The organism is Wenzhouxiangella sp. 15190 (assembly GCF_003417465.1).
Lineage (GTDB): Bacteria > Pseudomonadota > Gammaproteobacteria > Xanthomonadales > Wenzhouxiangellaceae > Wenzhouxiangella.
The window spans coordinates 1-17,002 of the sequence record NZ_QVMV01000015.1 but is presented as its reverse complement, the minus strand read 5'-3'; the positions used below and the strand labels follow the sequence as shown (position 1 = coordinate 17,002).

The following is a 17,002-nucleotide window of genomic DNA, read 5'->3' as shown; positions in this document are numbered from 1 at the left end:
AGATGCGAACTCGGGGAACACACCGGAGCAATGCCGTGCCGCTGAGCAACAGGCAGGGCATCGAATCCCTTACGCGCGAGCAACTCATCGAGGACTTTCTCGCCGTGCGGGCGACAACCGAAAGGCTGGCGGAAATGCTTTCTCCCGAGGACCAGAACCTGCAGTCCATGCCCTGTGCCAGCCCGGTCAAGTGGCATCGCGCCCACACCACCTGGTTTTTCGAGACTTTCGTGATCAAGCCCCGCAACCCGAACTGGCGCGAGACCGATCCAACCTGGCGTTATCTGTTCAATTCCTACTACAACGGCGTGGGTGACCAGTATCCACGACCGCAGCGAGGCCTGATATCACGACCGAACGTCGACGAGGTGGACCGCTACCGACGTGCAGTCGATGACGGCATGCTCGCACTGATCGAAAATGCCGCTAACGCGCAATGGACCGAGCTCACGGACATCATCCGACTGGGGCTCAACCATGAACAGCAGCATCAGGAACTCATTGCCACCGACCTCAAGCACGGCTTTTCACACAACCCGATGTATCCGGCCTGGACGGAATGCCCGCCGCCCTGCGAAGGCCGGGAACCGCCACTGCACTGGCTTGGTTTCGACGAGCGCATTGCCGAAATCGGCGCAATGGAAGACGGCTGTTTCTGTTTCGACAACGAGATGCCGCGCCACCGGGAAGTGGTGGAAGCCTTCGAACTGGCTTCACGGCCCGTGACCTGCGGTGAATTTCTTGCCTTCATGCAGGACGGCGGCTACGACAACCCGGATCTCTGGCTATCCGACGGCTGGGCCTGGTTGCGGGAGACCGGCACACGGGCACCCATGTACTGGCAGCAGGACGAAGGTGGCCAGTGGTGGCTGTATACGCTGGGCGGCCTGCGCCGGGTTGATCCACTCGAAACCCTGGCGCATGTAAGCTTCTACGAGGCTTGCGCCTATGCGCAGTGGGCCGGCGCCCGTCTGCCTACCGAGGCGGAGTGGGAAATCGCCGCCACGGCCACCACGGATCGAAGCGGACCCTTTGCCGAGGATGGCCGATTCCATCCCCGTGCCGTCAATCCCGATACACCGCCCGATACCGCCGCGGGCCTGTTCGGCAATGTCTGGGAGTGGACGGCCTCGAGCTACGCACCCTACCCCGGCTTCAAGGCGCCTCCCGGCGCCGTGGGTGAATACAACGGCAAGTTCATGGCCAACCAGATGGTCCTGCGTGGTGGCAGTTGCGCCACGCCGGAAGGCCATGTTCGCGCCACTTACCGCAACTTTTTCTATCCGCCCGATCGCTGGCAGTTCAGCGGCATCCGCCTCGCGCGCATCCGATGAGCCTGGATTCGGAGAGCGAGCGGTTCCGCGAAGACGTTCTCGCCGGCCTTTCGGCCGAGCCCCGATCGATTCCCTGCAAGTATCTCTACGACGCCAGCGGATCCGCACTGTTCGAGCAGATCTGCGAGACGCCGGAATACTACGTGACCCGGGCGGATCTGGCCCTGCACGAGGCGCACCTCGATGAGATCGCATCGATGATCGGCCCCGACGCACACGTCATCGAACTGGGATCCGGAGCCGGCATAAAAACGCGCCGGTTACTCGCCAGCCTGGAATCGCCACGCACCTACACACCCATCGAAATCTCGGACGCGGCACTGGCGCAATCGACCCGTGATCTCGAATCGGCCTTTCCCGATATCGAAATCCGGCCGGTTCAGGCCGACTACACGCAGCCGATCGCCGATAGCGAGCTGTTGCTCGATCCGGCGGCCAGGCGAAGAATCGTCTACTTCCCCGGCTCGACCATCAGCAATTTCGAGCGACACCAGGCAATCGACTTTCTCGCGCGACTGAGCGGTATTGCCGGCACCGGGGGCGCGCTTCTGATCGGGGTCGACCTGGTCAAACCGGCCGAACGCCTGATCGCGGCCTACGACGATGCCGGCGGCATCACGGCGGCATTCAACCGCAATCTGCTCGAGCGTGTGAGACGTGAACTCGATGCGCAAGTCGACCTCGGCGCATTCGCCCATGAAGCGCGCTACAACGAATCCCGCGAGCGCATCGAGATGCACCTGGTTGCGCAACACCCGACCCGGATTGTCATCGACGATCATGTTTTCGAGTTCGAACAAGGCGAATCGATTCATACCGAGAACAGCCACAAGTACTCGGTGGATTCCTTCCGGAAACTGGCCGCCGAGGCCGGATTGACATCGGAGAAGGTCTGGTTCGATCCGGATGGGTTGTTTTCGATGCACTGGCTCACCGCCGAGGGCGGTGGGTTTGAAGTGTGAAGTGTGAAGTGTGAAGTGTGAAGGTGCCAAGCAAAGACTATCAGTTAACGCTTTGTTTTACTTCACACTTTACACTTAACACTTCACACTCAATTCAGACAGGCTCCGATGGCGGCGGCAGCGGCTCCGCGCCGCGGCCATCCCGAAGCCGCAGGGCATTCCGGTAACACTGGGCCGCCGCTTCGAGCTTGCCCGCGCGATCGAGAACGCGGCCGAGTGCGGCGTAGGCGCGGCTGTTGGGCCGTTCCCGGACCACTCTCTCCAGGCAATCCCGCGCTCGATCATACTGGCGATCGTCGAGATAAAGCAGTCCCAGGGTCTGTTGCAACCCGATATGATCGGGATGCGATTCCAGCCACTTTTCGCACTGCTTGATGCGATGCGTGAGTTCACCTTCGTCGGAAGACGCGTACAGCGACAACAATTCGTCGTCGGGATCTCCTGCAAGGTGGTGCTCGAGCAGGCCCGATGCCCGGGCGGTGCGGCCCAGGTCGGCGGCCCGCCGGGCATAGGCGGACACCAGCTCGCGGCGCCCGCGCAGTTTGCGCGGCAATTCCTTCCAGCTGGACTCGAGCTGATCGATGTCGCTGCTGGCATCCAGTTCGCGCCGGGCCGCGAGCACGGTCAGCTCCGTGGCGCGCTCACGATCGACAACGCCGGCGCGGCGCAGGGCGGGGGTCAGCAAGCGCAGGTCCCGCCACCGACCCAGATCCTGATAGTTCTCCAGCAGCAAGCGAAGCACACCTTCATGTCGCGGCTTTTTCAGGTGCAGTTTCTCGAGCAGGGCGATGGCTTCCTCGCTCCGACCCTCCGCTGCCAGTAGCCGGGCGCGCGCCAGCCCGGTCACGAAATGACGGTGTCCGAAACGGCTGTCGGCATGCTCAAGCCAGCGGTCCCGTCCACTGTTGTCACCACGCCCCTGAGCCGCACGCGCGGCAGCAAGATAGCCAGCCGTCGAATCGCGATAGCGCAGGGATTTCTGCAGGGCACGTTCGGCGGCCGGCCAATCCCCTTCGGTCAATGCCAGGAACCCTTTCTCGAGCTGCCGTCGCGAGCGATGCTCACGCGCTTTTCTGATGACGCGAGACGGCAGGCGAAACAGGCCCACGAGCACGGACAGCGCAATCCAGACCAGCAGGACGGCACCGACCAGCACGAGCACCGACATCTCGATGCGCCAACTCCCGATCTCGAGTTGAACGTGACCGGGATCTTCCGCCAGATACGGTGCAATAAAAGCCGTCGCCACCAGGGCGACCGCCGCCAGAACGATGATCAACAACCGCTTCACGACGCGGCCATTCGACGTTCGGCTTCGGCCAGGGCGGCGCCCAGATCAGGTGCCGAGGGCGTTTCGGTCGCTGCGGCCTCGGAGATGGTTTCGAGCGCTTGCGACACCGGATCGGCCGCCGTGTCGAAATGCGCCCGGATGAGCCCGTTCGCGATATCGAGTTGGCGCGCCAGCTCGTCGGTGTTTCGGCGTGCTGCGGCAGCCTGCGCAGCCGCCAGGTGAAGACGGAGACGCTCTCTCACGCTTTCCGCGGCTGCCGGTGACAATGGGGCCGCCTCCCGCGGCGTCACGCGGACCAGGCTGCCGAAGGAGCGGCGCAGGCTCGCCCACCAACCTTCGTCGGTATCGCCGGCTTGAGCGGTTGGTTTTTCCCCGCCTTCGGGCTTGCCCGATCCGGCCAGCGGCCACTGGCCTGACTCGGTCTCGATCGCGGACAGTTGGCCGGCCAGCGCCGACCAGTCCGTCGTGTCGACCGACCGCAGCGTTTCAAGCTCTCGTGCCACCAACTGGCGAAGACGCTCCACGCGGCCATCCTCGATGGTTTCGAGACGTGACTGTGCCTGTTGATAGGCGGCAACGGCACCGACTGGATCGGCCGCGAGTTCGGCGCGCGACTGGCCCAGGCGCAGCAGGCCGGCAACCTCGATCAGCCCGAGACGGAACCGGGCATCGACGACAGCATCCTCGACCCGGCCGGAACGGTCGGCACCTGCCTGCTCGACCTGCGTTTGCAGGTCCGAGACGGCGTCATCGAATCGCTGCGACAGCGAACTCAAATCCTCCCGGAGCTCGGCATTGGTATCGGCCAGTGATCGAATCCGGCGGCGCAGTGCATCGGGGTCGAAATCACGCGAGTCGGCTCGATTGGCTACTTCCTCCAGACGGGCATCGAAGGAATCGAAACGTTCACCCAATTGATCGATTCGCCCGGCCTGCGATTCGATTGCGCCGGCGTGATCGTCGATCCTTGAAATGAGATCGCGGGCGCCATCACCCGTATGCGCCAGCCACCACTGCCAGCCCGCCAGGCCGCCGGCAGCCAATGCCAGCAGCAGTGCCAGCCAGGCGATGGCTGGACTGCCTCGGCCTGGAGCAGCTTCGTTTTCGTTTGACGATTCCGCTCCACCCTGTGCTTCGACAGTCGGGTGATCCGCTTCGGATGCTTCCGACGGCTTCGAATCCGGCCCGGAATCGGGTGATTGTGCGTGGCCTTCCTTCTGCTCGTTCATCGGGTTTTCGGGAAACGCAGCCCGCTTGCAAATATCAGTCGAGATTAACGCAAATCATCGGGATGATGTTGATTGATCATTCCGGTGCGAACGCTCCATCCGCGTCAGCATCGCCTCATCGGAAGCACCACTCGCCGCAACACAGTGACGGAAACCGAGCTTGTCGGCGTGCTCGGCCACGCGCTGGGAAGGCACGACCAGCAATGACGAAAAAACCCGCTTCCTGGCCGCTTCGGGCAGCCGCTCGACCAGTCCGGAGACGGCTTCCAGGCTGGCGCCCAGCGTGACCAGCGACCCGGCGGCGCCGATTTTTTTAGGAGCCTCCGGCGGCAGGTCGCAGGCTACCCGGCGATAGACATGAATCCGCTCGACGGCGGCACCGCGTCGCTCCAGCACCTCCCCCATCAGGCTGCGGCCTCCGGCGGCTGCCAGTATCAGGATTTCGAGTCCGTCCACATCGCGCAACTCCGGCATGGCGAGCACCGCCTCGCTGGTTCCATGACGTTCCGGGAAAATGACATTGTCCAGACCGAGTTCACGGGCAACGGAAGCCGTTCCCTGCCCCGGCACGATGATCAGCGAACGGTTGAGGGCTTCGGCACCCACCAGGCTCACCGCCTGGCGTACGGCTTCATGGCTAGTAAGGATGACGCGATCAGCCGGCAGGGCCGTAGCCAGGTCATCGGCGACCTTTGCCGGTTTTTCCGGCGATTCGAGCCGGAACGGCGCACACTCGAGAGGCTCAAGACCCAGTTCGGAGACGCGATCGGCCAGTTCCTGCGCGGCCGGGCGCGTTCGAGTGATCAGTACAAGCGTCCTTTCAGACATGACACAAGCCTGTTGTCAGGTGCTGAAAAAACGAAAGCCTGCCGCTTGGACAGGCTTTCGGGAGAAGATTCCGGGCGTCTGGCACAACCTGCCAAAGTGCTGGGGGCTTGCGTGTTGGCGTTGGCAGTAGGGGGACGCACCTCAGCAAATTGAACCGTGGGTGACGCCCGGAAAGCAAATCGTCACGCCCCTTTATCTCTAGTTGCTGTTTACTGTGACACAGTTGCATTCGCTTGTCCATACTCCAGCGGAATCGAGTGGAAGACGATCTTCAAAGCTGTGACAGAATTCTCATTCCGCCCTGGTCGAGCAGGGAGTGGGCCGCCTTTCGGCCCAGTTCTCCGGCGTCATTGACATCTCCCGACACAGCAGCATCGAGCACTTCGCTGCCATCCGGACTCGCCAGCCGGGCATCGAGCCGGATGCGCCCCTGTTCCAGTTGCGCAAAGGCCGCCAGGGGCATGCGGCAATCGCCGCCGAGCTCGGCTACGACAGCGCGTTCGGCGCGCATGGTCGCCACGGTATCGGGACAATTGAGCGGATGCAGCAGCTCGCGGGTTTCTTCTTCGCCGGCCCGGCATTGAACGACGACCACGCCCTGCCCGGCCGACGGCAGAAACGACGGCGGCTCCAGTGGCAGCGTGTATTCACGTTCGATCTCGAGTCGCTGCAGGCCTGCCGCGGCAAGTATCAACGCGTCGACTTCTCCCGAATCGAGCTTCGCCAGCCGAGTCTGGACATTGCCGCGTACGGTCACGACCTTCAGATGAGGACAACGCGCCAGCAACTGGCTTTGACGACGCAGGCTGGCGGTTCCGACTTTCGAGCCGGCGGGCAAATCTTCCGGGCGGGCACCATCCCGGGTGATCCACCAGTCGCGCCAGTCACCCCGCGGCAGGAAAGCCGCCAGGTCGAATTCACTCGAAGGTCCGGCCGGCACGTCCTTGAGGGAATGCACGGCGATATCGGCCTGGCCATCGAGTATGGCGCGCTCAAGCTCCTTGAGAAACAAGCCCTTGCCGCCGATCTCCGCGAGAGAACGATCGAGTACCTCGTCGCCGCGCGTACTCAAGGGCACCAGGCTCACCTCCAGTTCGGGATGTCTCTCACGCAGCAGCTCGGCAACATGCTCGGTTTGCCAAAGCGCCAGCTTCGACTTGCGGGTCGCGATTCTGAGCATCTTCATGGATTCTCTCCAAGTTCACGGCCATTGAGCACCTGGCGCACCAGCGACAGGTTGCGACGGCTAACGGGTGGCTGACAATCACTGCCGTCCAGTTCGACCCGCTCCTGTCCCTGTTCATCGCGGAACAGACCGCGCAGATAGCGACGGGCCACCAGGGCCTTCCGATGAATGCGGATGAACTGACGATTGAAACGTTGCTCAAGGCTCACAAGCGAGTCGTCGACCAGCGCCTCGCCCTTGTCGAAATGCACGACAGTGTACTTGTCCTCCGCAACGAGGGCGCGAATATCGACGACGGGGATGGACAACACACGATCGCCCAGCCGCGTCCGCAGCGTGGTGCCGGGGCCGATCGGCCGATTGCGCGCGCGCTCCAGCGCACGGCCCAGCCGCGCGGCGCGTACCGGCTTGACCAGGTAATCCACGGCCGCCAGTTCGAATGCATCGACGGCATACTGCTCGAAGGCAGTGACGAAAATCACGGCGGGCCGAGGATTCAGGCGACGCAACTCGCTCGCCAGCTCGATCCCGTCCAGCCCGGGCATTTCAACATCCAGCAAAACGACATCCGGCACCAGCTCGCGGCAACGATCGACCACCTGCTCGGCCTGCATGACGATGGCGCTGACCTCGACCGTGGGCAACTCGTCGATCAGACGGGCCAGGCGATCTGCGGCCGGTTGCTCGTCGTCGACGATGAGCACGCGCATGTCGCTCACGACAATCTCTGCTCCAGCCAGCGATCGAGGGCAGCGATTTCTTCGGGACAGACGGCATGCGGCATGCGCCAGGTCTGCCAAGTCACCTCAAAACCGGCCGAGCGCAGCCGCTTCGCGCTGGCCTCGCCCAGGTCCACCGGCACGATCGGATCGTGGTCGCCGTGGCCCATGAACAAGGGCATCCGGCGCGCGTCCTTGCCGGCCCAGGCTTCCAGCCGGTCGGCTTCGAGCAGGTAGGTGGAAAGCCCGATCAGGCCACTCAGGGGTTCGGAACGCGCCAGGCCGCAGCGCAACGCGACGGCACCGCCCTGGGAGAAACCGGCGAGAACGATATTGCCCGGCTCGATGCCGGCGGCAATTTCATCGTCGAGCAGTGCGTCGATCATGCCGAGCGAGGCGTGAATGCCCGCCGTATCCTGATCGCGGTCGATTTCGGCGCCGAGAATGTCGTACCAGGCGCGCATGGACATGCCCGCGTTGATGGTGACCGGCCGCACCGGCGCATGCGGGAAGATAAAGCGCACCGGCCGCCGAGAGGCGCTGGAGAGCTGCGGTACAATCGGCTCGAAATCGTGCCCGTCGGCTCCCAGCCCGTGCAGCCATACCACGGCGTGTTCCGGGTTTTCGCCGGTCTCGAGCACCACGCGTTCAAGTTTCAGGTCAGTGGAGTCGTTCATGCGTGCAAGTTTAACCGTCCTCGCGGTCGTCCTGTTGGTCATTGCAGTGCTTGTAAACACAGGCTGCGGACTCAAGGGCGATCTGTACCTGCCCGAGGATGAACCGGCGACGGCTCCTTCGGAAGCCGACGAGGATGAAGAAGCCGGCAAGCAGTCCGACTCGTCGGGAGCTTGAGGACATGCCCGAGCGGGTAATCGGAAACCTGGCCTTCGACAAGCTCGAAGCGCTGGGCAACGACTTCATGCTGATCGACGCCCGCGAACGCTCGGTGAACCTGCCGGGCGAGATTGTCCGGCAATGGGCCGATCGGCATCGCGGGGTCGGCTTTGATCAACTGTTGGTGCTTCGCCCGAGTGACGACGATACACACCATTGCCGGGTCGAAATCCGCAACGGCGACGGGAGCGAGGCCGAACAATGCGGCAACGGCATGCGGGCCGTCGCCCTGTGGCTGTCCCGCCACGACGGGCTCGAGGGAAAGGTTCGCCTGGCCACCGCGGCGGGCACCGTCGAGGCGCACTACCACTCCGACGATGAAATCAGCGCTACGCTGGGGGTACCGGATTTCTCGCCCACGGCAGTCGGCCTGTCCGGAGCGGAAGGTTTTCCACGGCAGTTCACCGTCAGCGGAGAAAAAGTGAGCGTCTACGGCGCCTCCATGGGCAACCCGCATTTGCTGCTGATCGATGACCGCCCGCCCGAGGCCGGGCGACTGGAACACATCGGTCGGGCGCTCGGACAACATCCCGCGCTGACGCACGGCGCCAACGTGGGTCTCGCGATGGTCGAATCGCCCCGGCGTATCCGCTTGCGAGTTTTCGAGCGCGGCGCCGGACCCACCCGCGCCTGCGGCAGCGGCGCCTGTGCCGCCGCGGCGATACTCTTGAGCCTCGATCGGGTCGAAAACCCCGTCGAAGTCGTACAGCCGGGTGGAACGCTTGTGGTAAATTGGCTCGGACCGGGACAGCCGGTGCTCACCACCGGACCCGCCCGCCAAGTGTTTGAAGGAGTCATATCATGTCCGACGCAAACAAGCTGAACGAAGACGATGTCATCGAGTGGCTGGCGTCCAACCCAGACTTTTTCGAACGCCATCCGGAAGTCCTCGAACAACTCCAGCTGCCGCACGAGACGGACGCGAGTTCGCTGATCGAGGTCCAGGTTTCCCGCCTGCGCCGGGAAAACCATCAACTGCACGCCCAGCTCGACACCCTGGCCGGCATTGCCGGGGAAAACGAGCGATTGATGCAACGCCTGCACCAACTCACCCTGGAGGTGATGACCACCCGTACGGCGGGTGAATTCATCGAGCGACTGATCGACCGCCTGGCTGGTGACTTCGATGCACGCAGTGTCCGGCTGCATCTGCTCGAAGGCCACGAGGACCTGGACAAGATCGCCGCAGTAACGCTTCACGAATCCGGCGTGCCCGAATGGTTTGAAAACCTGCTCGAGCAGGGAAACATCGAATTCGGACGCTTCACTCGCGCCAAGCTCGAGGTCCTTTTCCCCAGCCGGCACGAGGACATAGGTTCGGCCGCCCTGGTGCCGATCAACGGCGTGGGCCTGCTCGCAATCGGATCCGAGTCCGCCGAGCGATTCCATCCCAATATGGGCACCCTGTTCCTCGAACTGCTGGGCACGACCATCCGGCACCGGCTTGAGCAGGACCGCGGCGACGAACGCAAGCGCGCCTGAGCGCCTGACATGAACGTCCAGGCGGCCGTTTCCGCCTTTCTTGCCCACGCCGCTGACGAGGCGGGACTCAGCCCGGCGACCATCGATGCCTACCGGCGTGATCTCGAGCGCCTCATTGATTGGTGCCGCAAGCACGACATCACGGAAATCGAATCTCTCGGGCAGGCCGATGTGCGCAGCTTCGCCGCCAGCGAGCACCGGCGCGGGTTGAGCCCGCGAAGCGTTCAGCGCCGCCTTTCGGGTCTGAGGCGTCTGTTTCGCTATCTTCGACGCGAACGCATTATCGACGGCGATCCCAGCCAGGGCGTGCGCGCGCCGAAGGTGCGGCGCAAGCTGCCGGAAGTACTCGATGTCGATCAGGTCCTGGCATTGCTCAACATTCCCGAAGAAGACGAACTGGCCACCCGTGATCGGGCCGTGCTCGAACTCTTTTACGCCTCGGGCCTGCGCGTGAGTGAACTGGCCGGCCTGACCTGGCAACAGCTCGACCTGGCCGACGGCCTGGTTCGCGTTCTCGGCAAGGGCCGGCGCGAGCGGGTCGTCCCGGTCGGCCGGCACGCCGTGCGGGCGCTGAATCAATGGCGACGTATCCACACCAGCACCGCCGGCGTGGATCAATCGCGCGTTTTTACCAGTCTCAAGGGGCGGCCCCTGGGCGTGCGCGCCATCCAGAAACGCGTCGCCTATTGGTCACAGCGGCAGGGTCTCGACCAGAACGTCCACCCCCATCAATTGCGTCACTCGTTCGCCTCACACATCCTCGAGTCCTCCGGCGACCTGCGCGCCGTCCAGGAACTGCTCGGCCACGCCAACCTGACCACCACCCAGATCTACACCCACCTGGACTTCCAGCACCTGGCGAAGGTGTATGACGAGACGCATCCGAGAGCCAAAAAACAGCGGAACAACTCGGAGAACCAATCCGACGATTAAATTCGAAATTCGAATATCGAAATACGAAACAAGCACGAAATCCGAAAAACCAAAACGGGTGCCGTTTCGAATTTGGTGCTTCATATTTGTTTCGGATTTGGTGCTTCGGATTTCGGATTTGAGAGGCCTCGCGTGGGTTCATTGCCTTCCACCCGCTTAATCCCCATGTTGTTTCCTCACCCATTGGCAGCGAGTCGAAGCATGGAACAGTATCGCGGCACGACCATCATTTCGGTCCGGCGCGGCGACCAGGTGGTGATTGCCGGTGACGGGCAGGTCACGCTCGGCAACACCGTCATGAAATCCAACGCGCGCAAGGTCAGAAGGCTTTACAAGGGCCAGGTTCTGGCCGGCTTCGCCGGCGCCACGGCCGACGCCTTCACCCTGTTCGAGCGTTTCGAGAGCAAGCTGGAAATGCATTCCGGCCACCTCACCCGGGCCGCTGTCGAACTGGCGAAGGACTGGCGCACCGACCGCCTGCTGCGCCGCCTCGAAGCCCTGTTGGCCGTCGCGGACCAGGAAGCCTCGCTGATCATCTCCGGAAACGGTGACGTGATCGAGCCCGAGGAAGGCTTGATCGCGATCGGCTCCGGCGGCCCCTTCGCCCAGTCTGCCGCCCGCGCACTGCAGCGCCACACCGATCTGGATGCCGAAACCATTTGCCGGGAGGCGTTGACGATCGCCGGCGAAGTCTGCATCTACACGAACCAGAATTTCACTGTCGAAACGCTCGAAACCAGTTCAGCCGAAGGCCATTAAACAATGTCCCAGATGACACCCCGTGAAATCGTCCAGGAACTGGACCGGCACATCATCGGCCAGGCCGCCGCCAAGCGCGCCGTGGCCATTGCCCTGAGAAACCGCTGGCGCCGGATGCAGGTCGACGAAAAACTGCAGCCGGAAATCACGCCCAAGAATATCCTGATGATCGGTCCCACCGGGGTGGGCAAGACCGAGATCGCCCGCCGCCTGGCAACCCTGGCAAAAGCGCCCTTCATCAAGGTCGAGGCAACCAAGTTCACCGAGGTCGGCTACGTCGGCAAGGACGTCGAGTCGATCGTGCGCGATCTTACCGAAGTGGCCTACAAACTCGCCCGAGACGAAGCCATGACCAAGGTGCGCTCACGCGCCGAGGATGCCGCTATCGAACGCGTACTCGACATCATGTTGCCGCGTCAGCAAAGCTCGGGTTTTTCCAACGCCCCCGAAGAAACCGTCGAAACTTCTTCGGAAACCCGGCGGAAGATGATGCAGAAGCTGCTCGACGGCGATTTCAACGATCGCGAGATCGAAATCGACCTCGACATGAACCTGGGCGTGGAGATCATGGCGCCGCCGGGCATGGAGGAGATGACCAACCAGCTCCAGCAGATGTTTTCCAACATGTCCGGCCAGCGCAAGCAGAAACGCCGCATGAAGGTCAAGGACGCCATCCCGGTGCTGGTCGAAGAAGAAGCCGCGCGCATGATCAACGAAGAAGAGGTCAAGCAGCAGGCCCTGCAGACGGCCGAGCAGCACGGCATCGTGTTCATCGACGAGATCGACAAGGTTGCGCGCCGCGCCGAAGGCGGCGGCTCCGGCGAAGTCTCGCGCGAGGGCGTGCAACGCGACCTGCTGCCACTGGTCGAGGGCGCCACCGTCAACACGCGCTACGGCCCGGTCAGCACCGACCACATGCTCTTCATCGCCTCGGGCGCCTTTCATGTTTCCAAACCGTCGGACCTGGTGCCCGAGTTGCAGGGGCGCCTGCCCATTCGCGTCGAATTGCGGGCGCTGGCGGTCGACGACTTCAAGCGCATCCTGACCGAGCCGGACGCCTGCCTGACCGAGCAGTACACCGCACTGCTGGCCACCGAGGGCGTCGAGCTCGAGTTCACCGAAGACGCCATAACGCGCCTGGCCGAGATCAGCTTTTCAGTCAACGAGTCGACCGAGAACATCGGCGCGCGGCGTCTGCATACGGTTCTGGAGCGCCTGCTCGAGGATATTTCCTATTCCGCTCCGGATCGCTCCAGCGAAAAGGTCGTCATCGACGCCGACTACGTCGACCGATCGCTCAAGGACCTGGCAGGAAATGAGGATTTGAGCCGTTATATCTTGTAAGGCAGCGTTGGGGGCACGGCGCGGGCCGTGAACGGCGCCGCGCATGTGTCTATCGACTACGGATGTGGACCTGTTTCGGGCATTCAAATTTCGGTCATTCGGATTTGTTTGTGATTTGGTGCTTCGAATTTGAAAATTCGAGCACCTCATTCAGCGCTTGGAGATCAAGAGCACCCGCGTTTCGTATCGACCAACCCAAAACTTACTGAAGTCTTCGCGGTCGGATCACACACTGGCCGGGACAATACGAACAACATGACCGAGTCTTCCACCATAGCCATTTCGCTCAAGGACGTGACGATCCGTCTGGGCGGGCGAACGATTCTCGAGGATTTCAACCTCGAGATTCCCGCTGGCCGCGTAACTGCCGTCATGGGCCCCAGCGGCGCGGGCAAGACCACGGTGCTGCGCCTGGCAACCGGCCAGCTCAGGCCCGATCACGGCGAGGTGTGGATCGGCGACACGCGGGTCGACCGCCTGGATGGCAAATCGCTGGGCCGGCTTCGCCGCGACATTGGCGTCTTGCTGCAAAACGGCGCGCTGTTTACCGACCTGACCAGTTTCGACAACGTGGCGCTGCCGCTGCGGGAGCACACGAAACTGTCCGAATCCCTGATTCGCCGCCTGGTGCTGATGAAACTCGAGATGGTGGGGCTCCGGGGTGCCGCTGACCTCTATCCGGCAGAGCTTTCCGGCGGCATGAAACGACGAATCGCCACCGCCCGCGCCATGGCGCTGGATCCGAAGATCGTTTTCTACGACGAGCCATTTGCCGGGCTCGACCCGATTTCGCTGGGGGTTTCCCTCCGCCTGATACGCGACATCAACGGCGCACTCGGTACCACCAGCGTGGTCATCACCCACGACGTGCGTGAAGTCGCGAGACTGGCGGACCATGCTTGCATCATCGCCGACCGCCGTATCATCGCAACCGGAACGCCGGACGAACTGGCCGCCAGCGAGGACCCGCTGGTTCGCCAGTTCATGCAGGGCGAGCCGGACGGGCCGGTGCCGTTCCATTATCCCGCCCGGGACCTGGATGAGGAATTGCTGCTGCAGGAGGCGGACTCGTGAGTACTGCCGCACCCCGTACGGCGCTAACCGCTCCGGTACGCGAACTGGGACGGGCGGTACTGTTTTTGCTGACCGCTTTCTCGCGCATGCGCTTCGGCCGCCGACAGTTCGCGGAAATCCTCCGCCAGGTCTACTTTGCCGGCGTGCGCTCGCTGGTGATCATCGTCATATCCGGCTTTTTCGTCGGCCTGGTCCTGACGCTGCAGACCTACGACACGCTCACCCGATTCGGTGCGGCCGACGCGGTCTCGACCGTTCTGGCGCTGTCGCTGTTTCGAGAACTGGGCCCGGTTCTTGCCGCCCTGCTTTTCGCCGGTCGGGCCGGCACCTCGATCACGGCCGAGATCGGGCTGATGCGCGCCACCGAACAGCTCGACGCGCTCGATCTGATGGCCATCGACCCGATGGAACGCATCGTTCAGCCTCGCCTGCTGGCGGGGCTGATCGCCCTGCCCGCGCTCGTACTCATCTTCAACGTCACCGCCATCGTCGGCGGCGTCTTTTTCGCCGTCTTCCTGATGGGCAGCGATCCGATCACCTTCTGGTCCAACATGCAGTCGTCGGTGGAACTCGTACGCGACTTCGGCGGCGGACTGCTCAAGGCGGTGTGTTTCGGGTTCGTCGCCGCCTGGCTGGCCGTGTGGTTCGGCTGGTCGGCGCGACCCACCAGCGAAGGCGTGGCGCTGGCCACCACGCAGACGGTTATCGCCACCGCCATCGCGGTACTGATTCTGGACTTCATCCTGTCGGCATTCATGCTTTGAGTTGAGAACATCATGAAATCTTCCCACCAGATCGAACTGACCGCAGGCATTTTCCTGCTACTCGCCATCGCCGCCCTGGTCTTCCTGGCGCTGCACGCCACCGACCGTGGCGTGGTCTCGGGCGATAGTTACGAGCTGACCGCCAGTTTCTCCAACGTCGGGGGGCTCAAGCCGCGCGCGTCGGTCAGCATGGGCGGCGTCACCATCGGCATGGTCGAGTCGATCGATCTCGACCCGGAAACCTTCGAAGCCGAGGTAACGCTCCTGATAAGCAGCGAATACGACAACCTGCCCGAGGACACATCGGCCTCGATTCTGACCAGCGGCATTCTCGGTGATCAGTACGTGGGCCTCGAGCCCGGTGGATCGCCGGAGGCGCTCGCCGACGGTGATCGCATCCTGATCACCAGCTCGGCCATGGTGCTCGAGCAGCTCATCAGCCGATACATGTTCAACAGCGAGGGGGAAGGAGAAGAATGATGCGTGTCCTGTTACTGACATTTCTGCTGCTGGCCACCGGCCAGTCCATCGCTGCCACCGATCCGGTTTCCGTTATCAAGGAAACCACCAATGAGCTGGCGCAACTGATCGACGACAGGCGCGACACCTACAGCGAGAACCCCGAGGCACTCAAGGACGAAATCAAGGCCATCCTGCTGCCTACGATCGACGAAATCTACTCGGCGCGGCTGGTGCTCGGTCGGCACGGCCGCGGTAAGGAACGCGAGCAAATCGAGGCCTTCGCCAACGCGCTCGCCAACCAGCTACTCAATCGTTATGCGACGGCCTTGCTCGATTACGACCTGAACGATCGGGTCGAGATACTGCCGCTGGCCGGCGACAACACCGAGCGCCAGACCCGGGTGCGCACCCGGGTCAGACTCGAAAACGGCGAACGTGCACCCGTCGACTATGTCATGCGTAAAACCGAGCAAGGCTGGCAGGTTTTCGACGTGATCGTCGAGGGCATCTCCTATGTGGCGACCTTCCGGTCTCAGATCGATCGTGAAATCCGCCAGTCCAGTTTCGAGAAAATGCTCGAGCGTCTCGAAAGCGGCCAATACCAGGTTGAAGTCGATGACTGACGGTGCAGACACGCTGCGGCTCGAAGGCACCCTGTCCATTCGGGAAGTGGCTGAACTCGAAAGCCGCTACCGCGACCGATTCGACGGGCCAACACCCCCGGCCACCGTCAGCCTCGCCGATGTCGAAAGTGGCGACTCCAGCGCGCTGGCCCTGCTACTGGAGTGGCAGTCCCGGGCACGGCGGAAGGATCGACAGATCGAGTTCGAACAACCGCCGGAGAGCCTGCGCGTTATTGCACGGTTGACCGGCGTGGCGCCGCTGCTTGGATGGGTGGAAGAAGACAGCAATGCCAGTACCGAAAAGGTCCCATCATGAAGGCAGGAATCACAACGTTGATGGCCGCTCTGTTGCTGGCCGGTTGCGCTACGACAGCACCGCCGCCAGATGAGCGCCATCCGCGCGACCCTTGGGAGCCCTACAACCGCAACATGTTCCAGTTCAACTCGGCCATCGATCGGGCGATCATCCGCCCCCTGGCCGTTGGCTACGGCAAGGTCACGCCGACACCGGTCCGGCGCAGTATTCGCAACTTCTTCACCAACATCCGCTCACCGGTGGACCAGATCAACCTGCTATTGCAGGGGCGTCCCGGTGACGCGGGTACGGAATTTGCCCGCTTCGTGTTCAATGCCACGCTCGGTCTCGGCGGTCTGTTCGACGTCGCCTCGAATGGTGACATCGAGGATTTCGAGGAAGACTTTGGCCAGACTTTCGCTGTCTGGGGCTGGGAAAACAGCCGCTTCTTCATTTTGCCCCTGATGGGCCCCTCGACCGTTCGCGACGGCCTGGGCCGGATACCGGACGGTTATGCCGACATTGCCTGGCGCTGGACTCTGGAAGAGACCACCCATGGACTCATCGGCCTGAACATCATACAGGGCCGCCACGCGATGCTGCCGCTCGACGAGGACATAGAGTCGGCCTACGATCCCTACAGCTTCGTGCGCGACGGCTGGCTGCAGCGGCGCAATCACGCCATTACCGATGGTGAAGACGAACTGCCCGACTACGAGTCTTTCATCGACGACGACTGGGAAGAATAGAAAGCCTCTGCAAAACTACTGCGCGTGCGCCTGACGGCGTCCGGCGGTGCTCGGAATCCTCATGTATTCGCACA

The 17,002-nt window shown here is 62.8% G+C and carries 20 protein-coding genes; 14 read left to right on the top strand and 6 right to left on the bottom strand.

The genetic code is table 11. From position 1 onward, the window contains the following. The first annotated feature begins 35 nt into the window (after positions 1 to 35). Together egtB and egtD are read left to right on the top strand one after the other, a co-directional pair. Positions 36 to 1,334, top strand: coding sequence for an ergothioneine biosynthesis protein EgtB (gene egtB / locus DZK26_RS04190; RefSeq protein ID WP_258870821.1), 1,299 nt, complete (start codon positions 36 to 38; stop codon positions 1,332 to 1,334). Further along, positions 1,331 to 2,296, top strand: a complete 966-nt coding sequence (gene egtD, locus DZK26_RS04185; protein WP_116897393.1) for an L-histidine N(alpha)-methyltransferase — start codon at positions 1,331 to 1,333, stop codon at positions 2,294 to 2,296. Before egtB ends, egtD begins: the two co-directional genes overlap by 4 nt. Positions 2,297 to 2,390: 94 nt before the next feature. Here the strand turns inward: egtD and DZK26_RS04180 are convergent, their stop codons facing one another. The 6 genes from DZK26_RS04180 to DZK26_RS04155 all read right to left on the bottom strand — a co-directional run bounded on the left by DZK26_RS04180 (position 2,391) and on the right by DZK26_RS04155 (position 8,226). Then, positions 2,391 to 3,587 (bottom strand): heme biosynthesis HemY N-terminal domain-containing protein, encoded by a 1,197-nt coding sequence (locus tag DZK26_RS04180; RefSeq protein ID WP_116897394.1) that lies wholly within the window; start codon positions 3,585 to 3,587, stop codon positions 2,391 to 2,393. Beyond that, positions 3,584 to 4,816, bottom strand: coding sequence for a uroporphyrinogen-III C-methyltransferase (locus tag DZK26_RS04175; protein ID WP_116897395.1), 1,233 nt, complete (start codon positions 4,814 to 4,816; stop codon positions 3,584 to 3,586). The genes DZK26_RS04180 and DZK26_RS04175 overlap by 4 nt, the downstream gene beginning before the upstream one ends. A 54-nt stretch (positions 4,817 to 4,870) precedes the next feature. After that, the gene (locus tag DZK26_RS04170) at positions 4,871 to 5,644 is read right to left on the bottom strand and encodes a uroporphyrinogen-III synthase (protein ID WP_116897396.1); all 774 of its coding nucleotides are present in this window, start codon (positions 5,642 to 5,644) and stop codon (positions 4,871 to 4,873) included. 271 nt (positions 5,645 to 5,915) lie between these two features. Further along, positions 5,916 to 6,830, bottom strand: coding sequence for a hydroxymethylbilane synthase (gene hemC, locus DZK26_RS04165; RefSeq protein WP_116897397.1), 915 nt, complete (start codon positions 6,828 to 6,830; stop codon positions 5,916 to 5,918). Continuing rightward, entirely contained in the window at positions 6,827 to 7,540 is a 714-nt protein-coding gene (locus DZK26_RS04160; protein WP_258870822.1) for a LytTR family DNA-binding domain-containing protein, read from the bottom strand. Before DZK26_RS04160 ends, hemC begins: the two co-directional genes overlap by 4 nt. 5 nt (positions 7,541 to 7,545) lie before the next feature. Then, complete coding sequence (locus tag DZK26_RS04155) at positions 7,546 to 8,226, bottom strand: alpha/beta hydrolase (protein ID WP_220337039.1); 681 nt, start codon at positions 8,224 to 8,226, stop codon at positions 7,546 to 7,548. On the opposite strand from DZK26_RS04155, the gene DZK26_RS14105 reads away from it, so the two are divergent. The 12 genes from DZK26_RS14105 (at position 8,225) to DZK26_RS04100 (ending at position 16,928) form a co-directional block, all read left to right on the top strand. Next, the gene (locus tag DZK26_RS14105) at positions 8,225 to 8,401 is read left to right on the top strand and encodes an LPS translocon maturation chaperone LptM (protein ID WP_147306606.1); all 177 of its coding nucleotides are present in this window, start codon (positions 8,225 to 8,227) and stop codon (positions 8,399 to 8,401) included. The genes DZK26_RS04155 and DZK26_RS14105 overlap by 2 nt on opposite strands. A 4-nt stretch (positions 8,402 to 8,405) precedes the next feature. Continuing rightward, positions 8,406 to 9,266, top strand: a complete 861-nt coding sequence (dapF, locus tag DZK26_RS04150) for a diaminopimelate epimerase (protein WP_181918285.1) — start codon at positions 8,406 to 8,408, stop codon at positions 9,264 to 9,266. Next, the gene (locus DZK26_RS04145; RefSeq protein WP_116897400.1) at positions 9,245 to 9,925 is read left to right on the top strand and encodes a DUF484 family protein; all 681 of its coding nucleotides are present in this window, start codon (positions 9,245 to 9,247) and stop codon (positions 9,923 to 9,925) included. Before dapF ends, DZK26_RS04145 begins: the two co-directional genes overlap by 22 nt. Before the next feature lie 9 nt (positions 9,926 to 9,934). Next, entirely contained in the window at positions 9,935 to 10,858 is a 924-nt protein-coding gene (xerC, locus tag DZK26_RS04140) for a tyrosine recombinase XerC (protein ID WP_116897401.1), read from the top strand. A gap of 201 nt (positions 10,859 to 11,059) precedes the next feature. Further along, positions 11,060 to 11,617, top strand: coding sequence for an ATP-dependent protease subunit HslV (hslV, locus tag DZK26_RS04135; RefSeq protein ID WP_116897402.1), 558 nt, complete (start codon positions 11,060 to 11,062; stop codon positions 11,615 to 11,617). Positions 11,618 to 11,620: 3 nt separating this feature from the next. Then, the gene (hslU, locus tag DZK26_RS04130; protein ID WP_116897403.1) at positions 11,621 to 12,961 is read left to right on the top strand and encodes an ATP-dependent protease ATPase subunit HslU; all 1,341 of its coding nucleotides are present in this window, start codon (positions 11,621 to 11,623) and stop codon (positions 12,959 to 12,961) included. A 255-nt stretch (positions 12,962 to 13,216) separates the two neighbouring features. Then, positions 13,217 to 14,035 carry an ABC transporter ATP-binding protein gene (locus DZK26_RS04125; protein WP_116897404.1) on the top strand — a complete coding sequence of 273 codons (819 nt, stop codon included), beginning with the start codon at positions 13,217 to 13,219 and terminating at the stop codon, positions 14,033 to 14,035. Continuing rightward, on the top strand, positions 14,032 to 14,799 hold the full coding sequence (locus tag DZK26_RS04120) for an MlaE family lipid ABC transporter permease subunit (protein WP_116897405.1): 768 nt from the start codon (positions 14,032 to 14,034) through the stop codon (positions 14,797 to 14,799). The genes DZK26_RS04125 and DZK26_RS04120 overlap by 4 nt, the downstream gene beginning before the upstream one ends. Positions 14,800 to 14,811: 12 nt before the next feature. Beyond that, the gene (mlaD, locus tag DZK26_RS04115) at positions 14,812 to 15,279 is read left to right on the top strand and encodes an outer membrane lipid asymmetry maintenance protein MlaD (protein ID WP_116897406.1); all 468 of its coding nucleotides are present in this window, start codon (positions 14,812 to 14,814) and stop codon (positions 15,277 to 15,279) included. Continuing rightward, the gene (locus DZK26_RS04110; protein ID WP_181918286.1) at positions 15,279 to 15,884 is read left to right on the top strand and encodes a phospholipid-binding protein MlaC; all 606 of its coding nucleotides are present in this window, start codon (positions 15,279 to 15,281) and stop codon (positions 15,882 to 15,884) included. The genes mlaD and DZK26_RS04110 overlap by 1 nt, the downstream gene beginning before the upstream one ends. After that, on the top strand, positions 15,877 to 16,200 hold the full coding sequence (locus DZK26_RS04105; RefSeq protein ID WP_181918287.1) for a lipid asymmetry maintenance protein MlaB: 324 nt from the start codon (positions 15,877 to 15,879) through the stop codon (positions 16,198 to 16,200). Before DZK26_RS04110 ends, DZK26_RS04105 begins: the two co-directional genes overlap by 8 nt. Positions 16,201 to 16,220: 20 nt before the next feature. Beyond that, positions 16,221 to 16,928, top strand: a complete 708-nt coding sequence (locus tag DZK26_RS04100) for a VacJ family lipoprotein (RefSeq protein ID WP_181918288.1) — start codon at positions 16,221 to 16,223, stop codon at positions 16,926 to 16,928. Positions 16,929 to 17,002 lie beyond the last annotated feature (74 nt).

What these genes read in the sequence shown, in the direction of transcription:
- egtD (WP_116897393.1), top strand. Translation starts at nt 1,331, where the DNA reads ATGAGCCTGGATTCGGAGAGCGAGCGGTTCCGCGAAGACGTTCTCGCC.
- DZK26_RS04155 (WP_220337039.1), bottom strand. Translation starts at nt 8,226, where the DNA reads ATGAACGACTCCACTGACCTGAAACTTGAACGCGTGGTGCTCGAGACC.
- mlaD (WP_116897406.1), top strand. Translation starts at nt 14,812, where the DNA reads ATGAAATCTTCCCACCAGATCGAACTGACCGCAGGCATTTTCCTGCTA.
- DZK26_RS04110 (WP_181918286.1), top strand. Translation starts at nt 15,279, where the DNA reads ATGCGTGTCCTGTTACTGACATTTCTGCTGCTGGCCACCGGCCAGTCC.
- DZK26_RS04160 (WP_258870822.1), bottom strand. Translation starts at nt 7,540, where the DNA reads ATGCGCGTGCTCATCGTCGACGACGAGCAACCGGCCGCAGATCGCCTG.
- DZK26_RS04175 (WP_116897395.1), bottom strand. Translation starts at nt 4,816, where the DNA reads ATGAACGAGCAGAAGGAAGGCCACGCACAATCACCCGATTCCGGGCCG.
- DZK26_RS04125 (WP_116897404.1), top strand. Translation starts at nt 13,217, where the DNA reads ATGACCGAGTCTTCCACCATAGCCATTTCGCTCAAGGACGTGACGATC.
- xerC (WP_116897401.1), top strand. Translation starts at nt 9,935, where the DNA reads ATGAACGTCCAGGCGGCCGTTTCCGCCTTTCTTGCCCACGCCGCTGAC.
- DZK26_RS04105 (WP_181918287.1), top strand. Translation starts at nt 15,877, where the DNA reads ATGACTGACGGTGCAGACACGCTGCGGCTCGAAGGCACCCTGTCCATT.
- DZK26_RS04170 (WP_116897396.1), bottom strand. Translation starts at nt 5,644, where the DNA reads ATGTCTGAAAGGACGCTTGTACTGATCACTCGAACGCGCCCGGCCGCG.
- DZK26_RS04100 (WP_181918288.1), top strand. Translation starts at nt 16,221, where the DNA reads ATGGCCGCTCTGTTGCTGGCCGGTTGCGCTACGACAGCACCGCCGCCA.
- hslV (WP_116897402.1), top strand. Translation starts at nt 11,060, where the DNA reads ATGGAACAGTATCGCGGCACGACCATCATTTCGGTCCGGCGCGGCGAC.
- DZK26_RS14105 (WP_147306606.1), top strand. Translation starts at nt 8,225, where the DNA reads ATGCGTGCAAGTTTAACCGTCCTCGCGGTCGTCCTGTTGGTCATTGCA.
- DZK26_RS04145 (WP_116897400.1), top strand. Translation starts at nt 9,245, where the DNA reads ATGTCCGACGCAAACAAGCTGAACGAAGACGATGTCATCGAGTGGCTG.
- hslU (WP_116897403.1), top strand. Translation starts at nt 11,621, where the DNA reads ATGTCCCAGATGACACCCCGTGAAATCGTCCAGGAACTGGACCGGCAC.
- hemC (WP_116897397.1), bottom strand. Translation starts at nt 6,830, where the DNA reads ATGAAGATGCTCAGAATCGCGACCCGCAAGTCGAAGCTGGCGCTTTGG.
- dapF (WP_181918285.1), top strand. Translation starts at nt 8,406, where the DNA reads ATGCCCGAGCGGGTAATCGGAAACCTGGCCTTCGACAAGCTCGAAGCG.